Origin of the sequence: Pseudarthrobacter sp. NPDC059871, from assembly GCF_042731175.1 — a bacterium.
GTDB lineage: Bacteria > Actinomycetota > Actinomycetes > Actinomycetales > Micrococcaceae > Arthrobacter.
In genome coordinates, this window is sequence record NZ_JBHWJV010000003.1 from 260,903 (window position 1) to 282,383 (window position 21,481).

Annotated in this window: 22 protein-coding genes; 10 read left to right on the plus strand and 12 right to left on the minus strand. The window is 67.3% G+C overall.

What is annotated here, in order from left to right; all coding sequences use genetic code 11:
* The first annotated feature begins 21 nt into the window (after positions 1 to 21).
* Genes ACFV4R_RS06305 through ACFV4R_RS06315 form a run of 3 tightly spaced genes read left to right on the plus strand, consistent with a single transcriptional unit; the run spans position 22 to position 2,954 of the window.
* Positions 22 to 1,248 carry a thiolase family protein gene (locus ACFV4R_RS06305; RefSeq protein WP_377201431.1) on the plus strand — a complete coding sequence of 409 codons (1,227 nt, stop codon included), beginning with the start codon at positions 22 to 24 and terminating at the stop codon, positions 1,246 to 1,248.
* Positions 1,248 to 2,051 (plus strand): enoyl-CoA hydratase/isomerase family protein, encoded by an 804-nt coding sequence (locus tag ACFV4R_RS06310; RefSeq protein ID WP_377201430.1) that lies wholly within the window; start codon positions 1,248 to 1,250, stop codon positions 2,049 to 2,051. Before ACFV4R_RS06305 ends, ACFV4R_RS06310 begins: the two co-directional genes overlap by 1 nt.
* Positions 2,052 to 2,057: 6 nt before the next feature.
* Positions 2,058 to 2,954: a 3-hydroxyacyl-CoA dehydrogenase family protein gene (locus ACFV4R_RS06315; RefSeq protein WP_377201429.1), complete on the plus strand. Its 897-nt coding sequence runs from the start codon at positions 2,058 to 2,060 to the stop codon at positions 2,952 to 2,954.
* 24 nt (positions 2,955 to 2,978) lie between these two features.
* Here the strand turns inward: ACFV4R_RS06315 and ACFV4R_RS06320 are convergent, their stop codons facing one another.
* Positions 2,979 to 3,212 carry a DUF6480 family protein gene (locus tag ACFV4R_RS06320; RefSeq protein ID WP_056076498.1) on the minus strand — a complete coding sequence of 78 codons (234 nt, stop codon included), beginning with the start codon at positions 3,210 to 3,212 and terminating at the stop codon, positions 2,979 to 2,981.
* 74 nt (positions 3,213 to 3,286) lie between these two features.
* Here ACFV4R_RS06320 and ACFV4R_RS06325 point away from each other — a divergent pair, with 74 nt between their 5' ends.
* Positions 3,287 to 3,895, plus strand: coding sequence for a GNAT family N-acetyltransferase (locus tag ACFV4R_RS06325; protein WP_377201428.1), 609 nt, complete (start codon positions 3,287 to 3,289; stop codon positions 3,893 to 3,895).
* A gap of 26 nt (positions 3,896 to 3,921) precedes the next feature.
* On the opposite strand, the gene ACFV4R_RS06330 is transcribed toward ACFV4R_RS06325, so the two are convergent.
* Positions 3,922 to 4,809 (minus strand): SGNH/GDSL hydrolase family protein, encoded by an 888-nt coding sequence (locus tag ACFV4R_RS06330; protein ID WP_377201427.1) that lies wholly within the window; start codon positions 4,807 to 4,809, stop codon positions 3,922 to 3,924.
* 158 nt (positions 4,810 to 4,967) lie between these two features.
* Between ACFV4R_RS06330 and ACFV4R_RS06335 the strand changes: the two genes are divergently transcribed.
* Together ACFV4R_RS06335 and ACFV4R_RS06340 are read left to right on the plus strand one after the other, a co-directional pair.
* Entirely contained in the window at positions 4,968 to 5,687 is a 720-nt protein-coding gene (locus ACFV4R_RS06335) for a tyrosine-protein phosphatase (protein WP_377201426.1), read from the plus strand.
* On the plus strand, positions 5,684 to 7,837 hold the full coding sequence (locus tag ACFV4R_RS06340; RefSeq protein WP_377201425.1) for a S1 family peptidase: 2,154 nt from the start codon (positions 5,684 to 5,686) through the stop codon (positions 7,835 to 7,837). Before ACFV4R_RS06335 ends, ACFV4R_RS06340 begins: the two co-directional genes overlap by 4 nt.
* A 65-nt stretch (positions 7,838 to 7,902) precedes the next feature.
* Here ACFV4R_RS06340 and ACFV4R_RS06345 read toward each other — a convergent pair whose 3' ends face one another.
* Together ACFV4R_RS06345 and ACFV4R_RS06350 are read right to left on the minus strand one after the other, a co-directional pair.
* Positions 7,903 to 8,610, minus strand: a complete 708-nt coding sequence (locus tag ACFV4R_RS06345; RefSeq protein WP_377201424.1) for a DUF4397 domain-containing protein — start codon at positions 8,608 to 8,610, stop codon at positions 7,903 to 7,905.
* A 102-nt stretch (positions 8,611 to 8,712) separates the two neighbouring features.
* Positions 8,713 to 9,150: a PaaI family thioesterase gene (locus ACFV4R_RS06350; protein WP_377201423.1), complete on the minus strand. Its 438-nt coding sequence runs from the start codon at positions 9,148 to 9,150 to the stop codon at positions 8,713 to 8,715.
* A 114-nt stretch (positions 9,151 to 9,264) separates the two neighbouring features.
* Here ACFV4R_RS06350 and paaZ point away from each other — a divergent pair, with 114 nt between their 5' ends.
* Together paaZ and ACFV4R_RS06360 are read left to right on the plus strand one after the other, a co-directional pair.
* Complete coding sequence (gene paaZ, locus ACFV4R_RS06355) at positions 9,265 to 11,373, plus strand: phenylacetic acid degradation bifunctional protein PaaZ (protein ID WP_377201422.1); 2,109 nt, start codon at positions 9,265 to 9,267, stop codon at positions 11,371 to 11,373.
* 289 nt (positions 11,374 to 11,662) lie between these two features.
* Complete coding sequence (locus ACFV4R_RS06360) at positions 11,663 to 12,070, plus strand: VOC family protein (protein ID WP_377201421.1); 408 nt, start codon at positions 11,663 to 11,665, stop codon at positions 12,068 to 12,070.
* Positions 12,071 to 12,160: 90 nt separating this feature from the next.
* Here ACFV4R_RS06360 and ACFV4R_RS06365 read toward each other — a convergent pair whose 3' ends face one another.
* The 5 genes from ACFV4R_RS06365 to ACFV4R_RS06385 form a co-directional block, all read right to left on the minus strand.
* Positions 12,161 to 12,910 carry a hypothetical protein gene (locus ACFV4R_RS06365; RefSeq protein WP_377201420.1) on the minus strand — a complete coding sequence of 250 codons (750 nt, stop codon included), beginning with the start codon at positions 12,908 to 12,910 and terminating at the stop codon, positions 12,161 to 12,163.
* 205 nt (positions 12,911 to 13,115) lie between these two features.
* Complete coding sequence (locus ACFV4R_RS06370; protein WP_377201419.1) at positions 13,116 to 13,421, minus strand: hypothetical protein; 306 nt, start codon at positions 13,419 to 13,421, stop codon at positions 13,116 to 13,118.
* 115 nt (positions 13,422 to 13,536) lie between these two features.
* Positions 13,537 to 14,181, minus strand: a complete 645-nt coding sequence (locus ACFV4R_RS06375; RefSeq protein ID WP_377201418.1) for a TetR/AcrR family transcriptional regulator — start codon at positions 14,179 to 14,181, stop codon at positions 13,537 to 13,539.
* A gap of 63 nt (positions 14,182 to 14,244) precedes the next feature.
* Positions 14,245 to 15,618 carry a phenylacetate--CoA ligase PaaK gene (gene paaK / locus ACFV4R_RS06380; RefSeq protein ID WP_377201417.1) on the minus strand — a complete coding sequence of 458 codons (1,374 nt, stop codon included), beginning with the start codon at positions 15,616 to 15,618 and terminating at the stop codon, positions 14,245 to 14,247.
* Positions 15,619 to 15,625: 7 nt separating this feature from the next.
* Entirely contained in the window at positions 15,626 to 16,096 is a 471-nt protein-coding gene (locus ACFV4R_RS06385; protein WP_377201416.1) for a hotdog fold thioesterase, read from the minus strand.
* A gap of 282 nt (positions 16,097 to 16,378) precedes the next feature.
* Between ACFV4R_RS06385 and pta the strand changes: the two genes are divergently transcribed.
* Complete coding sequence (gene pta / locus ACFV4R_RS06390; RefSeq protein WP_377201415.1) at positions 16,379 to 18,448, plus strand: phosphate acetyltransferase; 2,070 nt, start codon at positions 16,379 to 16,381, stop codon at positions 18,446 to 18,448.
* A gap of 70 nt (positions 18,449 to 18,518) precedes the next feature.
* Here pta and ACFV4R_RS06395 read toward each other — a convergent pair whose 3' ends face one another.
* From ACFV4R_RS06395 to ACFV4R_RS06405, 3 genes are all read right to left on the minus strand, one after another.
* Complete coding sequence (locus ACFV4R_RS06395; RefSeq protein WP_377201414.1) at positions 18,519 to 18,815, minus strand: hypothetical protein; 297 nt, start codon at positions 18,813 to 18,815, stop codon at positions 18,519 to 18,521.
* Positions 18,816 to 18,910: 95 nt separating this feature from the next.
* Positions 18,911 to 19,033 carry a type B 50S ribosomal protein L36 gene (ykgO, locus tag ACFV4R_RS06400; RefSeq protein WP_021810741.1) on the minus strand — a complete coding sequence of 41 codons (123 nt, stop codon included), beginning with the start codon at positions 19,031 to 19,033 and terminating at the stop codon, positions 18,911 to 18,913.
* Positions 19,030 to 20,202 (minus strand): GTP-binding protein, encoded by a 1,173-nt coding sequence (locus tag ACFV4R_RS06405; RefSeq protein ID WP_377201413.1) that lies wholly within the window; start codon positions 20,200 to 20,202, stop codon positions 19,030 to 19,032. Before ACFV4R_RS06405 ends, ykgO begins: the two co-directional genes overlap by 4 nt.
* Positions 20,203 to 20,313: 111 nt before the next feature.
* On the opposite strand from ACFV4R_RS06405, the gene ACFV4R_RS06410 reads away from it, so the two are divergent.
* Complete coding sequence (locus ACFV4R_RS06410; RefSeq protein WP_377201412.1) at positions 20,314 to 21,474, plus strand: acetate kinase; 1,161 nt, start codon at positions 20,314 to 20,316, stop codon at positions 21,472 to 21,474.
* Positions 21,475 to 21,481: the final 7 nt, after the last annotated feature.

Below are 21,481 nucleotides of genomic sequence, written 5' to 3' on the forward strand. Positions count from 1 at the left end.
AATCGCGTGAAGGGTGTTTCCATGGCTGCAAGCGCAGGTCCCCAGGCTTTCCTGGTAGGCGGAGTCCGGACTCCGGTGGGCAGGTACGGAGGTGCGCTCTCGGCGGTCCGGCCCGATGACCTGGCCGCGCTGGTGGTCCGTGAAGCTGTGCAACGCGCCGGCCTGGATCCGGACAGCATCGACGAGGTGATCCTTGGCAACGCGAACGGCGCGGGTGAAGAGAACCGCAACGTCGCGCGGATGGCCGTCCTCCTGGCCGGGTTGCCGATGCACATCCCGGGAATTACCGTCAACAGGCTCTGCGCGTCCGGGTTGAGCGCCATCATCCAGGCCAGCCACATGATCAAAGCCGGCGCCGCGGACATAGTGATCGCAGGCGGCGTCGAGTCGATGAGCCGGGCGCCGTGGGTGCAGGAGAAGCCGAGCGCCGCCTTCGCCAAGCCCGGGCAGATCTTCGACACCTCCATCGGGTGGCGCTTCACCAACCCCCGGTTCCAGCACGGCGCATTGTCCCGGGACGGCAAGATGACCTATGCCATGCCTGAAACCGCCGAGGAAGTGGCGCGGGTGGACGGCATCTCCCGCGAGGACGCCGACGCCTTTGCCGTCCGCTCGCACGAACGTGCGCTCGCCGCCATCGGCGCCGGCCGGTTCAGGGACGAGATCGTCCCGGTCACCGTCAAGACCCGCAAGGCCGAAACCGTGGTGGACACCGATGAGGGTCCCCGCGCCGGCACCACCACCGAGGTGCTGGCGAAGCTCAAGCCCGTGGCGCATGGCGGGTCGGTGGTCACCGCCGGGAACTCCTCGTCGCTGAACGACGGCGCCTCCGCGATCATCATCGCGTCCGAAGCGGCCATCGAGCGGCTCGGCCTGACACCGCGTGCCCGGATTATCGACGGCGCGTCAGCCGGATGCGAGCCCGAGATCATGGGCATCGGCCCGGTCCCGGCCACGCAGAAGATCCTGAAGCGGTCCGGCCTGAGCATCGGTGACCTGTCCGCCGTCGAACTTAACGAAGCCTTCGCCACGCAGTCCCTTGCCTGCATCCGCCGGCTGGGCCTGGACCCGGACATTGTGAATAACGACGGCGGCGCCATCGCTTTGGGCCACCCGCTCGGTTCCAGCGGCTCACGGATTGCCATCACCTTGCTCGGCCGCATGGAACGCGAGGACGCCAAGATGGGCCTTGCCACCATGTGCGTGGGCGTCGGCCAGGGCACGGCCATGCTGCTGGAGAAGATCTGATGCCGGGCGCAGTGGATCTGGCGGCCGGGAAGTTCTCCGCGCTCCTGGTGGAGGAACAGGGTGACCGTGTGGTGGTCCAGTTGAACCGCCCCGAGGTGCGCAACGCCATCGACCAGCAGATGGTGGATGAGCTGCACAACGTCTGTGCTGCGCTGGAACAGAATCCCAAAATCCTGATCATCGCCGGCGTGGACGGGGTGTTCGCTTCCGGCGCCGACATCGCCCAGCTCCGTGAGCGGCGGCGGGACGATGCCCTGCAGGGGATCAACTCCACCATTTTCGTACGGATCGCCAAACTGCCCATGCCCGTCATCGCAGCCGTGGACGGGTACTGCCTGGGCGGCGGCGCCGAGTTGGCCTACGCGGCCGACTTCCGGATCGGGACCCCGGACGTGAAGATCGGCAACCCGGAGACCGGGCTGGGGATCCTGGCCGCCGCCGGGGCAAGCTGGCGGCTCAAGGAGCTGGTGGGGGAGCCGGTGGCCAAGCAGATCCTCCTTGCGGGCAAAGTGCTGGGCGCCGACGAGGCATTGGCCGTCAGCCTCATCACCGAGATTCACAGCTCCGCGGAGCTCCTGGGTGCGGCCCACAGCCTTGCGGACCGCATCGCCCGGCAGGACCCACTCGCTGTCCGGATCACCAAGTCCGTGTTCCATGCCCCGGCTGAAGCGCACCCGCTGATCGACCAGCTGGCCCAGGGCATCCTCTTCGAATCGCAGGCCAAGTTCGACCGCATGCAGAAATTCCTGGACCGCAACGCGGCCAAGAAGGCTGCATCCTCCGACACCGCAGACGGAAAGTAGAAACCCATGAGCAACACTGCAATTCCTTCTGGCCTTCCCGCAGACCTATCCACTGACCTGCCGCATTTCGTGGGCGTCCTGGGTGGTGGCCGGATGGGTGCGGGCATCGCGCATGCGTTCCTGATCAAGGGCGCGGACGTGCTGGTGGTGGAGCGTGACGAGCAGTCCGCCGAGGCTGCCCGCGAACGCGTGGAGTCAGCGGCGGCCAAGAGCATCGAGCGCGGTGTGGTGGACGCGAACCTGGATGAGATGGCGTCCAGGCTGACCGTGGACGTGGACTACGACGCGTTCAAGGACCGGCAGCTGGTGGTCGAAGCCGTACCCGAGGACTGGGATTTGAAAGTGGCTTCGCTGCGCGGGATCGAGGAACGGCTGGAGCCGGAGGCGTATCTGGCGTCCAACACGTCATCGCTGTCCGTGAACGGGCTGGCGAAGGAGCTGCAGCGGCCCGGTAATTTCCTGGGGCTGCATTTCTTCAACCCCGTCCCCGCATCCACCCTGATCGAAGTGGTGCTCGGCGAACACACCGCACCCGGACTCGCCGACGCGGCGAAAAGGTGGGTGGCGGCACTCGGAAAGACCGCCGTCGTCGTCAACGATGCACCGGGCTTTGCGTCCTCCCGGCTGGGCGTGGCAATCGCGCTGGAGGCGATGCGGATGGTCGAAGAAGGCGTTGCCTCGGCGGAGGACATCGATAACGCCATGGTCCTGGGCTACAAGCACCCCACCGGCCCGCTGCGGACCACGGACATCGTGGGCCTGGATGTGCGGCTGGGTATCGCCGAATACCTGCAGTCCACGCTCGGTGACCGGTTCGCCCCGCCGCAGATCCTCCGCGACAAGGTGGCCCGCGGCGAACTCGGCCGCAAAACCGGCAAGGGTTTCTTCGACTGGCCCAACTAGAACAGCCCTGGAGCGGTGCGGCGCCTAGTCGAAGAACCCGACGATGTACCCGATGAAATACAGCAGGAACAGCAGGACGCCTGCGCCGATGGCTCCAAGCCAAAAAATCTGCTGGCCCCTCCCGGAACCAGGTTGCCGGGGTTCCTGAGTGCCCGCTACCGAGCCTTCTCCGGGCGGGGTTTCGCCCGGCGGAACTCCGCCGCCGGGTTCCAGGCCTGTGATCTTGTCGTCTTCCGGGTCCGGATTGGTTCCTGACACGTTAACTCCCTTGCTCGCGGTCTGGGGCTTTCCCCAGCGTAACCGGCCCCGGTGTTTGGTCCTAGGCTGGTGCAGTGACTTTCCTTGAGCCCCTTACCCTTACCGGCCGGTACGTAATCCTCGAGCCCCTCGACCCAGCCCACCATGACGGGCTGGTGCAGGCGGCGGAGGACGGAGAGCTCTGGAAACTCTGGTACACCTCAGTACCGTCTCCCGCCGGGATGGCAGCCGAGATCCGGCGCCGCCTGGCGTTGCAGGAGCAGGGTTCCATGCTGCCGTTCACCACGCGGCTTATCGACCCGGAAACCGGCGGTCCGGGCCGGGTCATCGGGATGACCACCTATATGAATGTCGACGCCGGCACTCCCCGCGTGGAGATCGGTTCTACATGGAACGCGGCGTCAGTACAGGGCAGCGGAACCAATCCGGATTCCAAGCTCCTGCTGCTGCAGCACGCGTTCGAGACGCTGGGCTGCCCGGCCGTGGAGTTCCGCACGCACTGGCTGAACCACCAGTCCCGCGAGGCAATCGCCCGGCTGGGAGCCAAGCAGGACGGCGTCCTCCGCAGCCACTCCCGGACCAGCGACGGCCTGCTGCGTGACACCGTGGTGTTCTCCATCCTGGAACACGAATGGCCCATGGTCCGCGCCGGCCTGGAATACCGCCTGGACCGGCGCGGGTAGGCGCCAGATTACGGCCGAGGTGGCGGCTAAGGCCGTGCCAGCTTGTTAAGGTTGACAGCTTCTTGAAGGGTATCCGCGTAGGCCTGATGCCCGGCCCCGCTAGGGTGGAAATTCTGCAGGGCGAAGGGGTCTCTCGGATCGAAATTGATCCACGGATATGGGGAGTTCACGGCGTGCCCCGCGAACGCGTCCGTGACGTCGACGTACACAGCCTTGGCCTTCACCCTCGGGGAATTCGCGGCTTGGGCAATGGCGCCATTGAGGGCTTGAGTGCCCGCGTTGACCAGCCTTTGGGCGTCCCTGCCCAGCAGCGTCGGCAGGCCGTCAGGGTCGAAGAGAAGCGGATAGCCGAAGACCGCTATGGTGGCGTGCGGCGCTGCCTTACGAATGGCAGTCAGGGCTTCCACCAGGTCGGCCCGCATGGCAGGAAACTTGGCTTGCACTGCTTGTACTGCCTGCGCACAGACGTCGGGCGTTGATCCTGCGCAGGCCTTCAACGGCATGGTGAAGTCGATGTCGTTAGCGCCCGCGGTCACGGTGACCAGTTCGGTCCGGACGGAAAGTGTTCCGGAGGCCGCCAGACTCCCAATTTGCTCTGTGACGCTGGGTGCAATGTCGGACGCCCTGTCCACGATCACCGCCCCGGCGCATGCGGCGTTCGTGCTGTTGCCGTCCACGATCGGCAGGGCCCTGAGCAGGTTTACGTACCCGCCGTTGGTCTGGGTGCAAGACGAGAGTGTTGTGGTCCCGGCCCCTATCCCCGCGGTGTAGGAGTCACCGACCGCCACAAGGTCAACGTCTTTGATCGGCGGCGCCGCTCCGGCGGGAAGGGCCGTGGAGCCGAGTGCCATCGCCAGGGTGGCGAGGCCTGCCGCGAAAGCCGCGCGCCGCCGTCGTAATGCTGTAGTACCCATCGCTGATCTCCCTTGAACATGGCCCCGGACCGGGGACAGACACCTGTGAGGGTACGCCACGCGGCGGCCCGTTTCACCGGTGCCCGGTACCCGGCTTTCGCCGTCCCTCTACCCGTCTGTGACATGCGGGGTTCACGTGCTTGTGGTTAGCTGTGCGGATGGAGAAAGCGGGCGGGTCCATAGACTGGGATGGTGCTGTCAATGCCTGGCATGTTGCCGGCGGCGTGTACCGAATGGGCCGGCGGGAATGGCTCACGGAAGCCGGCTGGCGGCAGGCCTACGACGACGGCGTCCGCACGGTAGTGGATCTCCGCAACGCCGCGGAAGCCCGGCGCCGGGACACCGATCCGGTAGTGCCTGCGGCCGCGCTGCACGGCTTGGCCGTGGTGTCGGCTCCCACGGAGGAAGCCAACCACAAGCAGTTCGCCGCGCTGACCGGGCCCTACCTGAACGATCCTGCCTACTACGCGGATAACGCCCGCCTGTTCCCGGACAGGATCGTGGCAGTCTTTCGCGCCCTTGCAACGGCCGCAGACCGGGGAGCGGTGGTGCTGCACTGCGCCGCGGGACGCGACCGCAGCGGCCTGGTGGCGGCCATGGTGCAGGACCTCGCGGGGGACTCGGACCACCAGATCGCCGAGGGCTACCGGCGGGCAGCGCGCGGCATCAATGAGCGGTACCGGACCCATGGGCCGCCGCATGACAGGGAACGCTACCTGGCCGACGACGAACTGGCGCCGCTGCTGGACCAGCGCGGGAAAGCCGTGGTGGACTTCGTACGGACCCTGGACAGCCGTGGCTACCTCCTGAAGAACGGACTCAGCGGCGCCGAACTCGACGCAGTGCTGTCCCTGTGTGGAGCGGGTGTGGCCCGATGACCCCGGCGTCAGTGCTCAGGTACCTCTCCCTGGGTGCCATTGCAGGCATCCTGGCGTCGTCGGCTTACGTGGCTGCACCGGCCTGGGCGGCCGATGGCCAGGCCGCAGCCACGGCGTCCCCCGAAGCACCCGCCGCTGGAACACCGGCAGCTGGAACACCTGGGGCCGGAACCCCCGCCGCCGGGCCGCAGGGCTCCGGGCTGTCGGAGGCTGCCCTCGATGATGCTGTCGAGCGGGACCTCGGGCTCACCCGGGAGCAGTTCGCCGCGGCCGGTGAGCTTGGCGCCCAGGCAGCAGCCGCGGCCGCCCAGTTGCGCGACGTCCCCGGTTACGCCGGGATCCGGCTGGCCGACGGCCACGTAGTGGTCACCGGATCCGGTCCGGAATTCCTTGCCAAAGTGGCAGCGCTGGCCGGGACCCTTCCGGACCTCGCCGTGGAGGCCTCTCAGGCCCGGCGTGCCGACGGCGGTGCAGCACCGTCCGGCGGGGGAACAACAGATGGCTCACAGCTGGCGGTCAGCACAGAGCAGCTCTTCCAGGCATACGTGCGCGACGTCGGCCCCGAAGGCCTGCAGGCAGTCATGGCCGCGGACGGGAAGTTCGTCATCCGCACCGGGGCGCTGAACTCGCCCGAGTCGGCCAAGCCGTCCGGTGCGGTGGCGGCTGACGCAACAACTGCTGCCGGAACGACGGCGGCCGGCGGCTCCGGCAAGGTCTCGCCAGCCGACTTCGTGGCCCGGTACGCCAACGTGGAGCTCGACGGCGGCGCCCCCCTCAGGCCCGAGGCTGATGTTCCCGGCGGCGTCGGCTACATCGCCGATACCGGCTGGATCTGCTCCACCGGGTTCTCCGCCTTCGACCCCGCAGGACTGCCTGCCGTCCTCAGCGCAGGGCACTGCGCCTCGGACGGGCAGGCGGCAACGGCAACCTTGGAGTTCCAGTTCGTCCGGAAGGACCAGCTGGGCGAGTTCGGGTTCAGTCAGTTCGGCGGCCCCGGCAACTCCCGCATCATCGAGAACCCCGTGGATCCCGAGAACCCCGGAAACGTGGGCACCGACATATCGGTGATCCACAACATTCCAGAGGGCCTGGATCCGCTGCCCGCCGCCAGCACCTGGGGTGATCCTTCCCAGCCCGGCCCGGATGTGAAGATCATCGGCACCTCCGATCCGGTCCTGGGCATGCCCATCTGCCGCTCCGGCCGGACTTCGGCCTGGTCCTGCGGAACAGTGGACGCCGTGGGAATCTACGTGGTGCCTGGCCCAGACTTTGCCGCAGACCCCACCGACCTCCGCGCCTTCCACGGATTCCTGTCCTATGGCGTTCAGTCCAGCGGCGGTGACTCCGGAGGCCCCTACGTCAGCGGCAACTACGCCGTGGGAACGCACGCCGCCGGTGACGCGCCGCCCGCGCCAGGCGAGCCGGTGCCCGCAAACTTCGCCGTCGGCGCCACCCTCTCGGAAAGCCTGGCTGTCCTTCCCGGTTACCAGCTGGAACTGTTCCTTAACAAGCCGGCGGTCAGCTCGCCCGTCCCCGGCGGAACCTATGAATCGGGGCAGGCCATCAGCGGAAACGTCCCGGCAGCCCCCGCCTCCGCTGTCGCCGCGGGCTCCACGGTCAAGGTCACGGTGGAGGGCAAGGACCCGGTGGAGGTCCCTGTCGACGCCGCGGGCAACTGGAGCTTTACCGCACCGGAAGGCAGCGGTCCCCTCCGCTTTACGGCCGAGACGGTCAACGGCTTCAGTACCTCGGGCGCCGTCGATTTTGAGTTTGCCCGGGCAGCTGCGGAGCCCCCCGCGCCGGAGCAGCCTTCCCCGGGCAACCCGGTTCCCGGTGTTCCTGCCCTCGAGCCGCCCGCGGAACCGCCAGCACCGGAACAGCCCCAGCCCGTCGTTCCCGCGGACCCGGCACCCGTACCAGCCGTCCCTGCTGACCCGGCCCCGGCTGTGCCCGCCCCCGCGGCACCGCAACCGCCAGCGGACGCCGGTCTCGTCGTCGTACCTTTTGATGCCGGTACGTCCCCCGCCAACCTGGCGAACACCGGACCGTCGGGGCTGGTGCCCGCGGCCCTCGCAGCGGCCGCCGCGCTCGCCGTCGGAATCATCCTGACAGTTCTGGTGCGGCGCAGGGGCCAGCGTTCCCCCAAATAGCAGCGGAAGGGCGGGACGCGTGAAGCGTCCCGCCCCTCCGGCGTCAAAGCGGGTTTGGCTGGCGGTCAGTGGTGGCCGTGCCACCTGTTCGTGCCGTCAACCACCTGCACTGCCACGCCCAGGGTGCCGTCAGACAGGCTGCCCCACGCGTAAACGATGGTGTTCTTCCCGCCCTCGACGGTGACGTCCGCCGGGCCGATCACCGGATCGGTGGTGCCGGCTGCAGCCACCGACGCCGAGTAGGTGCCGGCCTTGAGCTTCAGCGTGGCCTCGTCCGGGTTGCTCAGGCCTTCGATGATCGCTTTTCCGCCGGCCAGCACGTCGACGGCGGGAGCGGCCGCTACGTGCCGGACCGTCAGCTTGCCCTTGCGGTCGTTGCGGGGAGCCTTGGTGTCGTTGGTGAAGAGCGTGGCGGTGGGGGCCCCGTCGGCATTGAGGTGGGCCACGGCGGTGTAGTTGCCGCCTTCTTCGAGCTCCACGTCCACGGGTCCGATGACAGGATTGTCGGCGCTGGTGGCGTCGGCGGCGGTGATGGCGATCTGGTAGTCGCCGGCGGCCAGTTCCAGCGGCCCTGCCAGGGTGCCGGGCTTGAAGTCATCCAGCGTGAGGGCGCCGTTGACCCACACATCCACGGTCAGGCCGGGAACGCCATGAAGTACGGACAGCAGCGCGGGGTCGTCATCATGGTGCCATCCTCCGGCCTGGGCGGGAGCGGCGAACGCCAGTGAGGCGGCGAGTGAAAGTGCTCCGGCGGCGTAGCTGATTTTGCGCATATCAAACTCCTTGAAGGATGCCCGGTGGCCGGGCTGTTTGTGCTTACGCGCTTAATACCGCGGGAACTGGGTCCACGGATGCAGGTCCGGGGAACATTTTATTTATGCCTGGTGTTTGTGCTTCCTGATCAGGTTGGTGATACGCAGGGTGCAGAGCCGCTGGCCGGCCTCGTTGGTGATGAGCACTTCATGCGTGGTCAGCGTTCCGCCCAGGTGGATGGGTGTGGCCGTGATGGTGATCTGGCCTTCCCTGGCGGAGCGGTGGTGTGTCGCGGAGACGTCGATACCCACCGCCGTCTTGCCCATGGTGCTCGCGTGGATGACCGCCGCCCAGGACCCCACGGCCTCACCCACCGCCAGCGAAGCACCGCCGTGCAGCAGGCCGAACGACTGCCGGTTTCCCTCCACGGGCATGGTGGCGACCACCCGCTCCACGGACTCCTCCAGGATCTTCACCCCCATCTTCTCGTCGAGCTCACCGAGGGTGATCTTCCACAGTTCATGCTCTGTGGGGGAGTGGTGCGGGGCGGCGTCGCTCATGTGCTCTCCTAGTGCGCTGCGGGGACATTCCTGTATGGTACTTATATTACCGAACGGACGGTCAGTAATGATTCACCGTTTGTCTGCCCCTTTTGTTGGAAGGACCCGTCAACGATGACCACCACTGCCACAGCGCCCCACGCCACGCTCGATACCGTGGAGACGGTGCCCAGCTTCATTATGGACTCCTGGTGGACGCCCGAAACCGGCTCCGCCGCTGGCACCCCGGTCCGCGACGCCAGCACGGGCGAGCTCCTGGCCAAGGTGAGCACCGAGGGGTTGGACCTTGCGGCGGCCGTGGAATTCGGCCGGACCACCGGCCAGGCCGAGCTGGGCAGGCTGACCTTCCACCAGCGCGCCCTCAAGCTCAAGGAGCTGGCGCAGTACCTGAACGCCCGCCGTGAACACTTCTACGGCTTCTCCTACCAGACCGGCGCCACCAAGATCGATTCCATGGTGGACATCGACGGCGGCATCGGCGTGCTCTTCACTTTCGGTTCCAAGGGCCGGCGCGAACTGCCCAACTCGCAGGTGGTGGTGGACGGGCCCATGGAGGTGCTGTCCAAGGACGGATCCTTCGCAGGCGAACACATCTACACCCGCATCCCCGGCGTCGCAGTGCAAATCAACGCCTTCAACTTCCCGGTGTGGGGCATGCTGGAAAAGTTCGCCCCCGCGTTCATCGCCGGCGTGCCCACCATCGTCAAGCCCGCCACCCCCACCGGCTACGTTGCCGCCGCCGTGGTGAAGGCCATTGTGGAGTCCAACATCCTGCCCAAGGGGTCGCTGCAGCTGGTCTCCGGCTCCGTCCGCGGGCTGCTGGACGTGCTCGACTACCGGGACCTGGTGTCCTTCACCGGGTCCGCCGCCACCGCCAAGTCCCTGAAGGCGCACCCGAACGTAGTGGAGGGCGGCGTCCGGTTCACCTCCGAAACCGACTCCCTCAACGCCGCCATCCTCGGCCCCGACGCGGTGGAGGGCACCCCGGAATTCGAAGCCTTCGTCAAATCCGTGGTCACCGAGATGACCGTCAAAGCCGGCCAGAAGTGCACCGCCATCCGTCGCGCCATCGTGCCGCAGGAGCTGGTGGCTGCGGTTTCCGCCGCCATCGGCAAGCGCATCCAGGAGCGCGTGGTGGTGGGCGATCCGCGCGCCGAGGGCGTCACCATGGGTGCGCTGGCGTCCGTGGAACAGCTTGAGGACGTCCGGGCAGCCGTGCAGTCCATGCTCGACGCCGGCGGTGAGCTCGCGTACGGAACCCTTGATTCGCCGTCGGTCACCTCCGCCGACGGAACCACCGGCGTGGTGGACGCCGGCGCCTTCATGGCCCCCGTGGTCCTCAACTGGGACAACCCCGAAGCCGAGGCGCTGCACTCGCTGGAAGCCTTCGGCCCCGTCTCCTCCGTGGTGGGCTACACGGACCTCGCCGACGCCGTCCGGCTGGCAGCCCGCGGCGGCGGCTCGCTGGTGGCATCCGTGTGCACCAACGATCCCGACGTGGCGCGTGAACTGGTTACCGGCATTGCCGCGCACCACGGCCGCGTCCTCATGCTGAACCGCGAAGACGCCCGCACCTCAACCGGCCACGGCTCACCCGTCCCGCACCTGGTGCACGGCGGCCCCGGCCGCGCCGGCGGCGGCGAAGAGCTCGGCGGCATCCGCTCCGTCCTGCACCATATGCAGCGCACCGCCATCCAGGGTTCGCCCAACATGCTCACGGCCGTCACAGGCGTTTGGCACACCGGGGCGGACCGCAACTTCACGGTGGATACCGAGGGGACGCACCCGTTCCGCAAGCACCTGGCGACCCTGCACATCGGCGATGCAGTCCGCTCGGACCTGCGGCAGGTCACCCTGGAGGACATCACGGCCTTCGCCAACACCACCGGGGACACCTTCTACGCCCACACCAACCAGGAAGCCGCCGAGGCCAACCCGTTCTTCCCCGGCATCGTGGCGCACGGCTACCTCCTGCTGGCCTGGGGCGCCGGACTGTTCGTGGAGCCTGCGCCGGGCCCCGTCCTGGCCAACTACGGGCTGGAGAACCTGCGCTTCATCACCCCTGTTGCCGCCGGCGACTCCATCCGGGTGACCCTCACCGCGAAGAAGATCACGCCGCGGGAAACGGACGAATACGGAGAGGTGGCCTGGGACGCCGTCCTCACCAACCAGGACGACGAGATCGTGGCCACCTACGACGTCCTTACCCTCGTCGAAAAGTAGCCCCCCTCCCCGACGCGCGCTCACTTGTGGTCGCTTTCGTTCCGACGCGGGCTCACTTGTGGTGTCTTACCGCCGGACGCCAGCTCACCCAGGTGAGCTGGCGTTTGGTTTTTAGGCGCCAGAAGTGAGCTGGCGTTTGGTTCTTAAGCGCCAGAAGTGAGCTGGCGTTTGGTTTTTGGGCGCCACGAGTGAGCGGGGGTTTGGGCGGGGTGCGGGGGTGCTGGGCAAAAAGGGGGAGGGTGTTTCGCAGCTCCCCGGCGTAAGATTCTGCCTCGTAGGAGGTGGCCACATGACCCTTAAAATGAGCACAGCCACAACCATCCTGCCTGTCGATGACGCAGCCCGCGCCCGCAGTTTCTACACCGGGAAACTCGGACTCCCGCACCGCGGAATGACAGACGATGGGAGCGAATTACTCGGCACCGACGGCGGCCCGATGCTGCAGCTGATGCCCGTCTCGGACGGCAAGCACTCCGAGCACACGGCCCTCAGCTTCGAAGTGACGGACATCGAACGGACCGTCCGGGAGATGGAAGCCATGGGCGTGCGGTTCCAGGATTACGACCTGCCCAACCTTCGGACCGAAAACCACATCTGCACCACCGACTCGGAGAAGTGCGCGTGGTTCATGGACACCGAGCACAACATCCTCTGCGTCCACGAGCGGCTGAACGGGCAGCCGGACTACCAGGTCTAGGAAGCATAAACAGCAGCAGGGGCGCTCCGGTCGGATCGGGGCGCCCCTGCGTCGGTTTACGGCCCGGCCTGCTGGTGGCCGGGCCGCTCCCTACTTGGACCAGACGATCGGGTTTTTGCGGTACGGGTTGTCGCTGGAGCTTGCGTAGCTGAAGCCGGAATCGGCGTAGTCCGCCGAGACGATCTCGTCGCCAGCGGGTGCGAGGAAGACCTGGCACGAGGTCATGGTGCTGCCCACCTTGTAGCTCAGGGTGTCACTCGAACCGGTGGTCTCAAACCTCTTGGTGGGGCACTGGTCCAGGGAGCCGAGGATGATCAGCTTTTGCGCATCCGTCCCGTCCTTCAGCTGGGCGTTCAAGCGGGGTTCGCTGATGCCGGCGGAGGGCTTGCTCAGGCTGTCCAGGGTGTGTTCGGTGAACACGTAGTACGGCGTCTGCCCGGCGAACTTCGCCGCATCCTTCAGGGCGGCGAGATCGGCCTCGGCACCAGCGGTGATCTTGGTGACGCTGGTGGTGTAGGTGGCCTCCGTGTACTTGGCGTCAGCCTTGTCCTTGCCCGTGTTGGTGTGGGTGACTGCCTTTTCGCCCAGGCCGAGCTTTGTCCCGGGAGCCGTAAGGTCCTTCGCGGTTCCGGAAGCACCGGCCGGGGCGGCAGCAGAAGCGCTGGCTGACGCGCTGGCGGAGCTGCTGGGTGACGCCGACGCTGCAGTAGTCGCTTCGGTTGAGGGCTGGGTTTCGGAGGCGGCAGGCGCCTCAGCTGCGCAAGCGGACAGGCCCAGCCCCAGGACGGCGGCAACGCCCAAGACGGTAAATGGGCGCGAAAAAGTGCGGTTCCTGATCATGATTCCCCCTGATGATGTGATGCGAACACGAGTAACTATAACGTATGGATTTATTAGGCCGCAGAGATGCCAAGGCCTTTTCCGTGGTTGGTGTTCCAAGTTTACGGCGCAAAAACAGGCCCGGCGATGGGCAGGGCTGCCCATCGCCGGGCCTGGAAGTTAGTGCGCCCGGGCTGACTGCCGCCCGGGGTTTAGTGCGGGAGTGTCAGGATTCCGCGCCGCCGTGCAGCCCGTCGTCGCTGCTGTCATCCTCGCGGCCGGTGCCCTTGCCGGACTCGCTCTGGTCGGAGAGGTCCATGTTGCCGCGGGCCTCTTCCATGGTGGGGCCGCCGGCGGGGACGCTGTAGGTGTCCGGCCGGATGCCGTGCGACTGCTCCTCGATCAGGGCCTGCTCCTCGCTGAAGCGGATGACGTTTGCTTCGTCGGCGGCATCCCCGGGGATGTCCTCCCGGATCTTGGACGGATCCGGAATGATGAATCCTGCCTCGGGCTCTTCTTTGTGGGTGCTCATCTTCCCTACCTCCCTGTAATCAGTGGCTTTCTACCACCGTAGCCTCGAAGCAGGGAAAATACCAAGCACCCTTATTACTTGCGGAGTGCCCGGTGATAGTGAAGGCCCGGCGAGGTCAGGTGGTGGGGGTCGCGTGCCCGTGCAGGCCGTCGAAGGCCATGGTGATGACGTCGTCCGCGAGCTTCTCCGGGCTCAGGGAACCGCCGGGCTTGTACCACTCCACGATGGAGTTGATCATGCCGAACAGGAGGCGGGTAACCGTGCGCGGATCGATGTCCTGGCGCAGCGAACCCTCATCCCGGGCGGCGGAAATCAGTGCCGCCACCTTGTGGTCGAACGTGCGTCGGCGTTCCAGCGCGTCCCGCTCGATCTCGGTGTTGCCCCGCAACCGCAGCAGCAGGGTGACGAACGGCAGGCGCTCCACAAGGACCGCCACGGTGCGGCGCAGCACGAATTCCAGCCGGGCATCGGCGGCACCTGCGGTGGCCTCGGGCTGTTCCAGGATGGACTCCAGCCCGCCCAGCGCATGGTCAAGGGCAAGCTTCAGCAGATCGCCCTTGGACGGCACGTGGTGGTAAATGGCCGACTTGGAGATGCCGAGGTTGTCCGCGAGGATCCCCATGGACGTCGCGTCGTAGCCATGGCGGTTGAAGACGTCGACGGCGATGCGCAGCACCGATTGCTGGTCGTAGCCGGGGCGGCCGCGCTTGGCTGATCCGTTGGCGGCTGCGCCGTTGGTGCTGGTGGTCTGGCTGGGCATAGTGGCTAGTTTCTCATGAACGGTCGGTCGGCCCGGACCGGGGCCCGGGCCTGCCGGCTCCGTTTATCCCTTGGGCCGCATGTCGTAGATGCGGCGGAGCTTGCCGTTGGAGCGCTCAAGCGATCCGGGATCCACCACGTCCACCGTGCACGAAGAACCCACGTGGATCTTGATCTGCTCTTTCAAGGCGCGTGCCGCCGTCGTGCTCTGCTCAATGGTGACGGCGTCCCGCCGTTCGATCCGGACGGTCAGCTGGTCCATCCGCTGCCCTTCCGGGCGGGTGAGCTCGAGCTGGAAGTGCGGGCTGAGCTCGGGGATGCGGAGGGCAATTTCCTCGATCTGGGACGGGAAGAGGTTCACGCCGCGCAGGATGATCATGTCGTCGCTGCGGCCGGTGATGCGGCCCATCCGGCGGTGAGCCGGGCGGGCGGTGCCGGGCAGGAGCCGGGTGAGGTCCTTGGTGCGGTAGCGGATGATCGGCAGGGCTTCCTTGGTGAGTGAGGTGAAGACGAGTTCGCCGTGTTCACCGTCGCGCAGGACGTTATCCTTGCCCGCCAGGGGGTTGAAGGGATCGATGATTTCGGGGCGGAAGTGGTCCTCCCAGATGTGGCTGCCGTCCTGCGTCTCTACTGCCTCGCCGGCAACACCCGGGCCCATCACCTCGGACAGGCCGTAGATGTCGCACGCCTTGATGTTCATCATGACCTCGAGCTCGTGCCGCATCTCCTGCGTCCACGGCTCGGCGCCCAAAACGGCGAACTTCAAAGAGGTGGAGGCGGGGTCGATGCCCATGTGCGCCATGGCATCGGCGATGGTGAGCAGGTAGGTGGGCGTGGCCAGGATGGCGTCCGGCTTGAAGTCCTGGATCAGCTGGATCTGCCGTTCGGTCTGGCCGCCGGACATCGGGATCACGGTGCAGCCCAGGGCCTCGGCGCCGGCGTGCGCGCCCAGGCCGCCGGTGAACAGGCCGTAGCCGTAGGCGTTGTGGACCTTCATGCCCGGGCGGATGCCGGCGGCACGGAAGCTGCGGGCCACCAGCTTGGCCCAGTCGGCCAGGTCCTGCTTGGTGTAGCCGACGACGGTGGGCCGGCCGGTGGTGCCCGAGCTGGCGTGGATGCGGGCTACTTCGTTCTGCGGCACGGCGAACATGCCAAACGGGTATTCGGCGCGCAGGTCGTCCTTGGTGGTGAAGGGGAAGTTGCCGAGGTCGGCCAGTTCGCGGAGGTCGTTCGGGTGGATGCCGGCTTCGTCGAACTTGCGCTTGTACAGCGGCACGCGCTCGTAGGCGTAGGAGACGGTGTGCTGGAGGCGGCTGAGCTGGAGCGCCTCGAGTTCGTCGCGGGAGATGGTCTCCTCCCGGTCCAGGACGGCGTCGGTGCCGGTGGCGGCGGTGTCCACGGACGCGGCGGCAGGGGTTTCGGGGGCATGCAGGGTCATGGTTTTCCTACTTCTTGGGGATGGTGCGGCTGCGTCCGCGGAACTCGGCGATGAGCTCGCCCGGGGTGCTGGTGCCGGGGTCCGCGCCGGGGGTGTGGGCATCGGTGGCGAAGATCTGGATGTCGTAGAGGCCGCTGCGGCCGGCGCTGGACCGGCGGTCTGCCACGGCGGTGAGGACCTGGCCGCGGAACGCCGGCTTGAGGAAATTGATGTCGACGCCGGAGGCAACGGTGATGGTGTTTCCCTCTCCGGGTGCGGGGCTGATCGGGTTGCACGCGAGGGCGAAGGCGGTGTCGCCGAAGGCGAAGATCATTCCGCCGTGGGCCATGCCGAAGCCGTTGAGCATTTCCTGCCGGAGGGTCATCCGGATGGTGGCGTGGCCGTCGCTGAGCGCCAGGACCTCGATGCCCATCCACTCGGAGGCGTAGTCATTTTCCAGGATGGGGTGGGTGGCCCCGGAGAGTGTTGCTTCAGCCATGCGTCATTGCCTCCAGCTTTATTTACCGAATGTTCATTAGGTAATCCCATGAGGGGGTCCGGTGTCAAGGGTGGCGCCGCCGGGCACGGCCTTCCTGCCCACTTACTGAGCCGCTCCAGGCGCCAAAGCGGGGGACACGCCGTCGTCCGCGGCGCGCCGCACGGTGGGAAGGAAAGCAGCCGGGCAGGAACGCACGACGGCGGCGCGCATCTTTGTTCGTTGGGGCGCCGGAGGTGCAAGGATGGGAGGACCGGCACCAGCAAGAACAGCAAAGGGCGGACCATGGCCAAAGGCATCTACGTCAGCGCAACCACCCCGGGCTCGGGCAAGTCACTTGTGGCTCTCGGCCTGGCGGACACCCTGCACCGGCACGCGGACCGGATCGGCTTCTTCAAGCCCGTGGTCCAGGGCCCTGTGGCCAGCGAGGACCCCATGGTCACCCTGATGAAATCCCGGTTCGCCCTGGAGGATGAACGCTGCCGCGGCGGCCTCACCTTCGAGGAGGTCCGGACGCTGCTGGCCGAGGGGCAGCGCGAAGAGATCGACGCCCGCTGCGTGGAAATCTTCGCCGACATTGCCCGGCACTGCGACGTGGTGATCGTGGAGGGAACGGACCTCACGGGCCAGGACGCCGCCGTCGAGTTCGACCTCAATGCGCGCCTGGCCAACAACCTCGCTGCCCCCATCGTGGCCGTGGTGGGCGCCAAGGGGCGGACCGTCGCGGAGGCCGCCGCCGCCGTCGAGGTTGCCCGCAAGGAACTCGCCGCCGAAAAATGCTCGCTGCTGGCCATCCTGGTCAACCGGGCGGACCCGGACGACGTCGAGGCCATCGCCGCCGCCATCAAGCCCGGCGCCTCCAAGCGTCCCGTCTACGTCCTGCCCGAGCTGGAAGAGATCGCCCGCCCCACCACCGGTGAAGTGGCCGCCGCACTGGGCGTCCGGCAGATCGCCGGCCGGGCCGACATGGAGCGCGACGTGAAGGACATCAAGGTGGCCGCCATGAACGTGGGCAACTTCCTCAACGTCCTGGACGAGGGAGCCCTGGTGATCGTGCCGGGGGACCGGGCCGATGTAATGGTGGCCTGCCTGGCCTCGTCGTTCTCGCCGGAATTCCCAGTGGCTTCCGCCCTCATCCTCACCGGCGGGCTCGCCCCGGACGCCAACATCTACCCGCTCCTGGCCCAGGCACCCTTCCCGGTCTTCGCCGCCAGCGCGGACACTTACACCACCGCCCGGCGCGTGTCCGAGGTCCGCAGCGAGATCTGGTCCGGGCACCGCCGCAAGGTGGCCTCCGCGCTTGGCCTGTGGTCGAGGCGCGTGGACGAGGCCGAGCTGATGGAGCGGCTGCACCTGCCCCGGCCGGAACGCATGACTCCGCTGCGGTTCCTGCACGACCTGATCGAACGTGCCCGCGCCCAGCGCCGCCACGTGGTGTTGCCGGAGGGAACCGACGTTCGCATCCTGCGCGCCGCCGAGATCCTGCACCGCCGCGACGTCTGCGACCTCACGGTCCTCGGCCCCGAAACGGACGTGCGCGAGCTGGCGGCCTCCCGCGGCATCGACCTCACCGGAATCAACATCGTGGACCCGGCAACCTCTGAGCTGCGGCAGCAGTTCGCCGAAAAGTACGCCGAACTCCGCGCCCACAAGGGTGTCGACCTGCCCAAGGCGCTCGAAATCATGCAGGACGTCAGCTACTTCGGCACCATGATGGTCCAGCTGGGCGTGGTGGACGGGATGGTCTCCGGCGCAGCGCACACCACCGCGCACACCATCCGGCCGGCCCTGGAGTTCGTGAAGACCCGGGAGGGCGTGAAGATCGTCTCCTCGGTGTTCCTGATGCTCATGCCGGACCGGGTGCTGGTGTACGGCGACTGCGCCGTGAACCCGGACCCCAACGTGGAGCAGCTGGCGGACATCGCGCTCGCATCAGCGGAGACGGCGGCCCAGTTCGGCGTGGAGCCCAGGGTGGCCATGCTGTCCTACTCCACCGGCGGCTCCGGCTCGGGCGAGGCCGTGGATGAGGTACGGCAGGCCACCGAGCTGGTGCGGGAGCGCCGGCCGGACCTCGCCGTCGAAGGGCCCATCCAGTATGACGCCGCCGTGGACGCGTCCATCGCGGAATCCAAGATGCCCGGTTCGTCCGTGGCAGGGCAGGCCACCGTCTTCATCTTCCCTGACCTGAACACCGGCAACAACACGTACAAGGCGGTGCAGCAGAGCTCCGGGGCCGTCGCCGTCGGGCCCGTACTGCAGGGCTTGCGGAAGCCGGTCAACGACCTCTCCCGCGGCTGCACGGTGGAGGACATCGTCAACACGGTGGCCATCACGGCCATCCAGGCCCAGGCCTAGGGAAAGTACGACGGCGGCACCCGGCTTTGGTGAAAAAGCCGGGTGCCGCCGTCGGGAGTGTTCGTTGTGCCTAGCTGTTGTCCGGCTTGGCGAGGCTGTCGTCGTCCTCTTCCTTGGCCGGCTCATCGGACAGCCCCTGCGGGGTCAGGTCCAGGCCCTCACGGTCCTCGGGCGCTTCGGGGGCATCCCCGGTTTCGGCAGCCTTGAGGTCTCCGGTATCGTCCAGCGCCGGGTTGGCGCCCTCCACGCCCGCAGGGTCCTTGGAACTCGAGCCCCCTTCGGATTCGCCCGGCTGAAGCGGCGCGGTGCTGCTGGAGCCGGTGTTGGTGGGATCGTTTTCTTCGTTGGAAGTGGGGTCGTTCGTCATTCGGAGAGTCCTCTCGACGTGGTCCAGCCTGTCCGCCGACTCTAGGCCCCCGCCGCCCCGGGTGGCAATGAGAGCCGGAGCGATCCGGGGCGGCCTTACCCCTGGCGGGCCTTCATCCGCGGGTTCTTTTTGTTAATCACAAATGTTCTGCCGCGCCGCCGGACTATCTGCGCTCCCGGGATCTTCTTCAGGGCCTTAAGGGAATTTCTTACTTTCATGGAGTACTCCTTGGGGTGTGGGTTAGCGGGTTTTCGTCCTGCTGGCCTGGCGGGTCCAGGCCCGGTTCGGGGTCGAGATGGAACGGGTCCGGGAGGTTGCCGAAGCCTGCCGCCATCTCCGCGTCGGTCAATTCGCATTTGCTCAGCAAGGCGGCGATTTCTGTGGCGTCGAGTCCGGCGCCGGTTGCGGCGATGACGGTGCATCGGTCTCCGTGGACGGGGTGCCAGTCCAGGTGCCCGTCCACATCCTCGAGTGGAGCACGGGCCTCCGGGCTCCGGTCCGCCAGCCAGGGGCCTGTGTTCTCGAGCCAGACGCGGGGGCCAATGCCCTGGATGGCGATCCGGCGCTTGGGTGCGGAGGCGATCCACAGCCTGCCGCGCAGCCAGGTGCATCCTTCCGCAAGGGACGGCAGCGCCTCCTGGAACCTGCGCGGGTGGAGTGGCCGTGCTGATCGATGGACCACGGTGGTGAAGGGTGACGCGCCGGACGACGCCGGGATGCGCACCGCGCCGGGGTTTGAGCGTCCCAGCGCTTCCCGGCAGTCATGGCTGCCCGGGTGGATGTCGCGGGGTCCGGCCGCAATGTGGGCGTGCGGTGCCAGTTCCGGGATGAGCTGGAGGCCACGGCGGCGCATCGCAGGGCTGGCGGGAACCACGTCGGGTTCGGCCAACAGGACGGTGTCGCTGAAGCACAGTTCACCCAGCAGGAACTCGCCCGGCGTGCGGTGGTCGTCCGGGGCGGCGGTGAAACCGGACTCGAACAGCGTGTGGCGGTCCCAGATGTGGTCCTCAAGTGCATCCGGGGCGCACGCCAGGACGGCATTGGCGATAGCGGCGCCGTTGGGAAGCCCGCGCTGCAATGCTCCAACGGCGGATTCCAGGGATACTCCCGGCGGGAGGCCGATGATGGCCGTCCGCTCGCCGCGTTCCAGCAGCCGTTCCACCGTGGGAACAACATCCAGCCGGACCGTGCAGCTGAGGCAGCCGTGCTCAAGGTGGGTTTCCATGCGTTCGAGGATTTCCCGGTCGCGGATCAGCCTTCGGAGCACCAGTCCGTCTTCCAGCAGGTCGTGGAGGACCATGACAGCGCCAGGGTTCTGCGCGGCTGCGGCTTCGCAGGCCTGCTGGCGGCACAGGGCGTCCAGGGAACTGATCAATGTGAGTTGCATGGTCATGACTCTAATGAGAATGGTTCTCATATACAAGTTTGTCGTCGGGTGCCCAGTACCGCCACCTATAGTGGGGGTTGAACTGCAGAAGCAAGCCCCAGGAGGCCCCGCATGCTCGTGCTCGTCATCAACTCCGGTTCGTCCTCGCTCAAATACCAGGTGCGCGATGTGGGCGCCGGGACGGTGCTGACCGAGGGGCTGGTCGAGAAGATCGGCATGGGCAACGGCGGTGACGGCGACGGCGAAATCGTGGGCCCTCGGGACCATGCGGAGGCGCTGGAGCAGGTGGAAGCCGCCATCCATGAGGAGCTGGGCGACCTGGAGCTCGGCGCCGTGGGCCACCGGGTGGTGCACGGCGGGGAGCGGTTCGCCGAGCCGGTATTGATCGACAACGAGATCACCCGCGCCATCGAGCGGCTTAACCCGCTGGCGCCCCTGCACAACCCCGCCAACGTCCTGGGCATCCGGGCCATCACCAGGAAATGGCCGGACATGCCGCAGGTGGCCGTGTTCGACACCGCCTTCCACCGGACCCTTCCCGAACACGCCTGGCGCTACGCTGTCCCGGACGAGCTCTACACCAACCACGGCATCCGCCGGTACGGCTTCCATGGCACCTCGCACGAGTATGTTGCCCGCCGTGCTGCCGCGTTGCTGGACCTGCCCGTGGAGGAGTTCGACGCCGTCATCGCCCACCTGGGCAACGGCGCCTCCGTCACGGCGATCCAGGGCGGCCACTCCGTGGATACGTCCATGGGATTCACCCCGCTTGAAGGCCTGGTGATGGGGACCCGCTCCGGCGACCTGGACCCGTCCATCATGGTGTTCCTGGGCCGCGCCGGCTGGACCCCCGAGGACCTGGACTCCATGCTCAACCGCGAGTCCGGGCTCAAGGGCCTGGCCGGCAACAATGACATGCGCTCCGTGGTGGAGGCCTCCGAGGCCGGCGACGCCAAAGCAACCATGGCGCTCGCCGTCACGTCCTACCGGCTGGCCAAGTACATCGGCGGCTACCACGTGGCCGTCGGCGGGGCCAAGGCGCTGGTGTTCACGGCGGGCATCGGCGAGAACTCCCACCAGTTCCGCGCGCTGGTCGCGGACCGCCTGGGTGCGCTGGGCATAGAGGTCGACGCCGGCCTGAATGCTGCCCGGTCCAAGGAACCGCGCGTTATTTCCACGCCGCAGTCCGCCATCCCCGTCCTGGTGGTTCCCACCGACGAGGAGCGCGCCATCGCCGAGGCGACTGCCGCCGTCGTTGGTTCCGGCCGGTAGCGCCCCG

Excerpts from the sequence above, each read along its gene's own strand:
- ACFV4R_RS06305 (WP_377201431.1), top strand. The coding sequence starts at position 22 with ATGGCTGCAAGCGCAGGTCCCCAGGCTTTCCTGGTAGGCGGAGTCCGG.
- ACFV4R_RS06310 (WP_377201430.1), top strand. The coding sequence starts at position 1,248 with ATGCCGGGCGCAGTGGATCTGGCGGCCGGGAAGTTCTCCGCGCTCCTG.
- ACFV4R_RS06315 (WP_377201429.1), top strand. The coding sequence starts at position 2,058 with ATGAGCAACACTGCAATTCCTTCTGGCCTTCCCGCAGACCTATCCACT.
- ACFV4R_RS06330 (WP_377201427.1), bottom strand. The coding sequence starts at position 4,809 with ATGGGTACTACAGCATTACGACGGCGGCGCGCGGCTTTCGCGGCAGGC.
- ACFV4R_RS06335 (WP_377201426.1), top strand. The coding sequence starts at position 4,968 with ATGGAGAAAGCGGGCGGGTCCATAGACTGGGATGGTGCTGTCAATGCC.
- ACFV4R_RS06340 (WP_377201425.1), top strand. The coding sequence starts at position 5,684 with ATGACCCCGGCGTCAGTGCTCAGGTACCTCTCCCTGGGTGCCATTGCA.
- ACFV4R_RS06345 (WP_377201424.1), bottom strand. The coding sequence starts at position 8,610 with ATGCGCAAAATCAGCTACGCCGCCGGAGCACTTTCACTCGCCGCCTCA.
- ACFV4R_RS06350 (WP_377201423.1), bottom strand. The coding sequence starts at position 9,150 with ATGAGCGACGCCGCCCCGCACCACTCCCCCACAGAGCATGAACTGTGG.
- paaZ (WP_377201422.1), top strand. The coding sequence starts at position 9,265 with ATGACCACCACTGCCACAGCGCCCCACGCCACGCTCGATACCGTGGAG.
- ACFV4R_RS06360 (WP_377201421.1), top strand. The coding sequence starts at position 11,663 with ATGACCCTTAAAATGAGCACAGCCACAACCATCCTGCCTGTCGATGAC.
- ACFV4R_RS06365 (WP_377201420.1), bottom strand. The coding sequence starts at position 12,910 with ATGATCAGGAACCGCACTTTTTCGCGCCCATTTACCGTCTTGGGCGTT.
- ACFV4R_RS06370 (WP_377201419.1), bottom strand. The coding sequence starts at position 13,421 with ATGAGCACCCACAAAGAAGAGCCCGAGGCAGGATTCATCATTCCGGAT.
- ACFV4R_RS06375 (WP_377201418.1), bottom strand. The coding sequence starts at position 14,181 with ATGCCCAGCCAGACCACCAGCACCAACGGCGCAGCCGCCAACGGATCA.
- paaK (WP_377201417.1), bottom strand. The coding sequence starts at position 15,618 with ATGACCCTGCATGCCCCCGAAACCCCTGCCGCCGCGTCCGTGGACACC.
- ACFV4R_RS06385 (WP_377201416.1), bottom strand. The coding sequence starts at position 16,096 with ATGGCTGAAGCAACACTCTCCGGGGCCACCCACCCCATCCTGGAAAAT.
- pta (WP_377201415.1), top strand. The coding sequence starts at position 16,379 with ATGGCCAAAGGCATCTACGTCAGCGCAACCACCCCGGGCTCGGGCAAG.
- ACFV4R_RS06395 (WP_377201414.1), bottom strand. The coding sequence starts at position 18,815 with ATGACGAACGACCCCACTTCCAACGAAGAAAACGATCCCACCAACACC.
- ykgO (WP_021810741.1), bottom strand. The coding sequence starts at position 19,033 with ATGAAAGTAAGAAATTCCCTTAAGGCCCTGAAGAAGATCCCGGGAGCG.
- ACFV4R_RS06405 (WP_377201413.1), bottom strand. The coding sequence starts at position 20,202 with ATGCAACTCACATTGATCAGTTCCCTGGACGCCCTGTGCCGCCAGCAG.
- ACFV4R_RS06410 (WP_377201412.1), top strand. The coding sequence starts at position 20,314 with ATGCTCGTGCTCGTCATCAACTCCGGTTCGTCCTCGCTCAAATACCAG.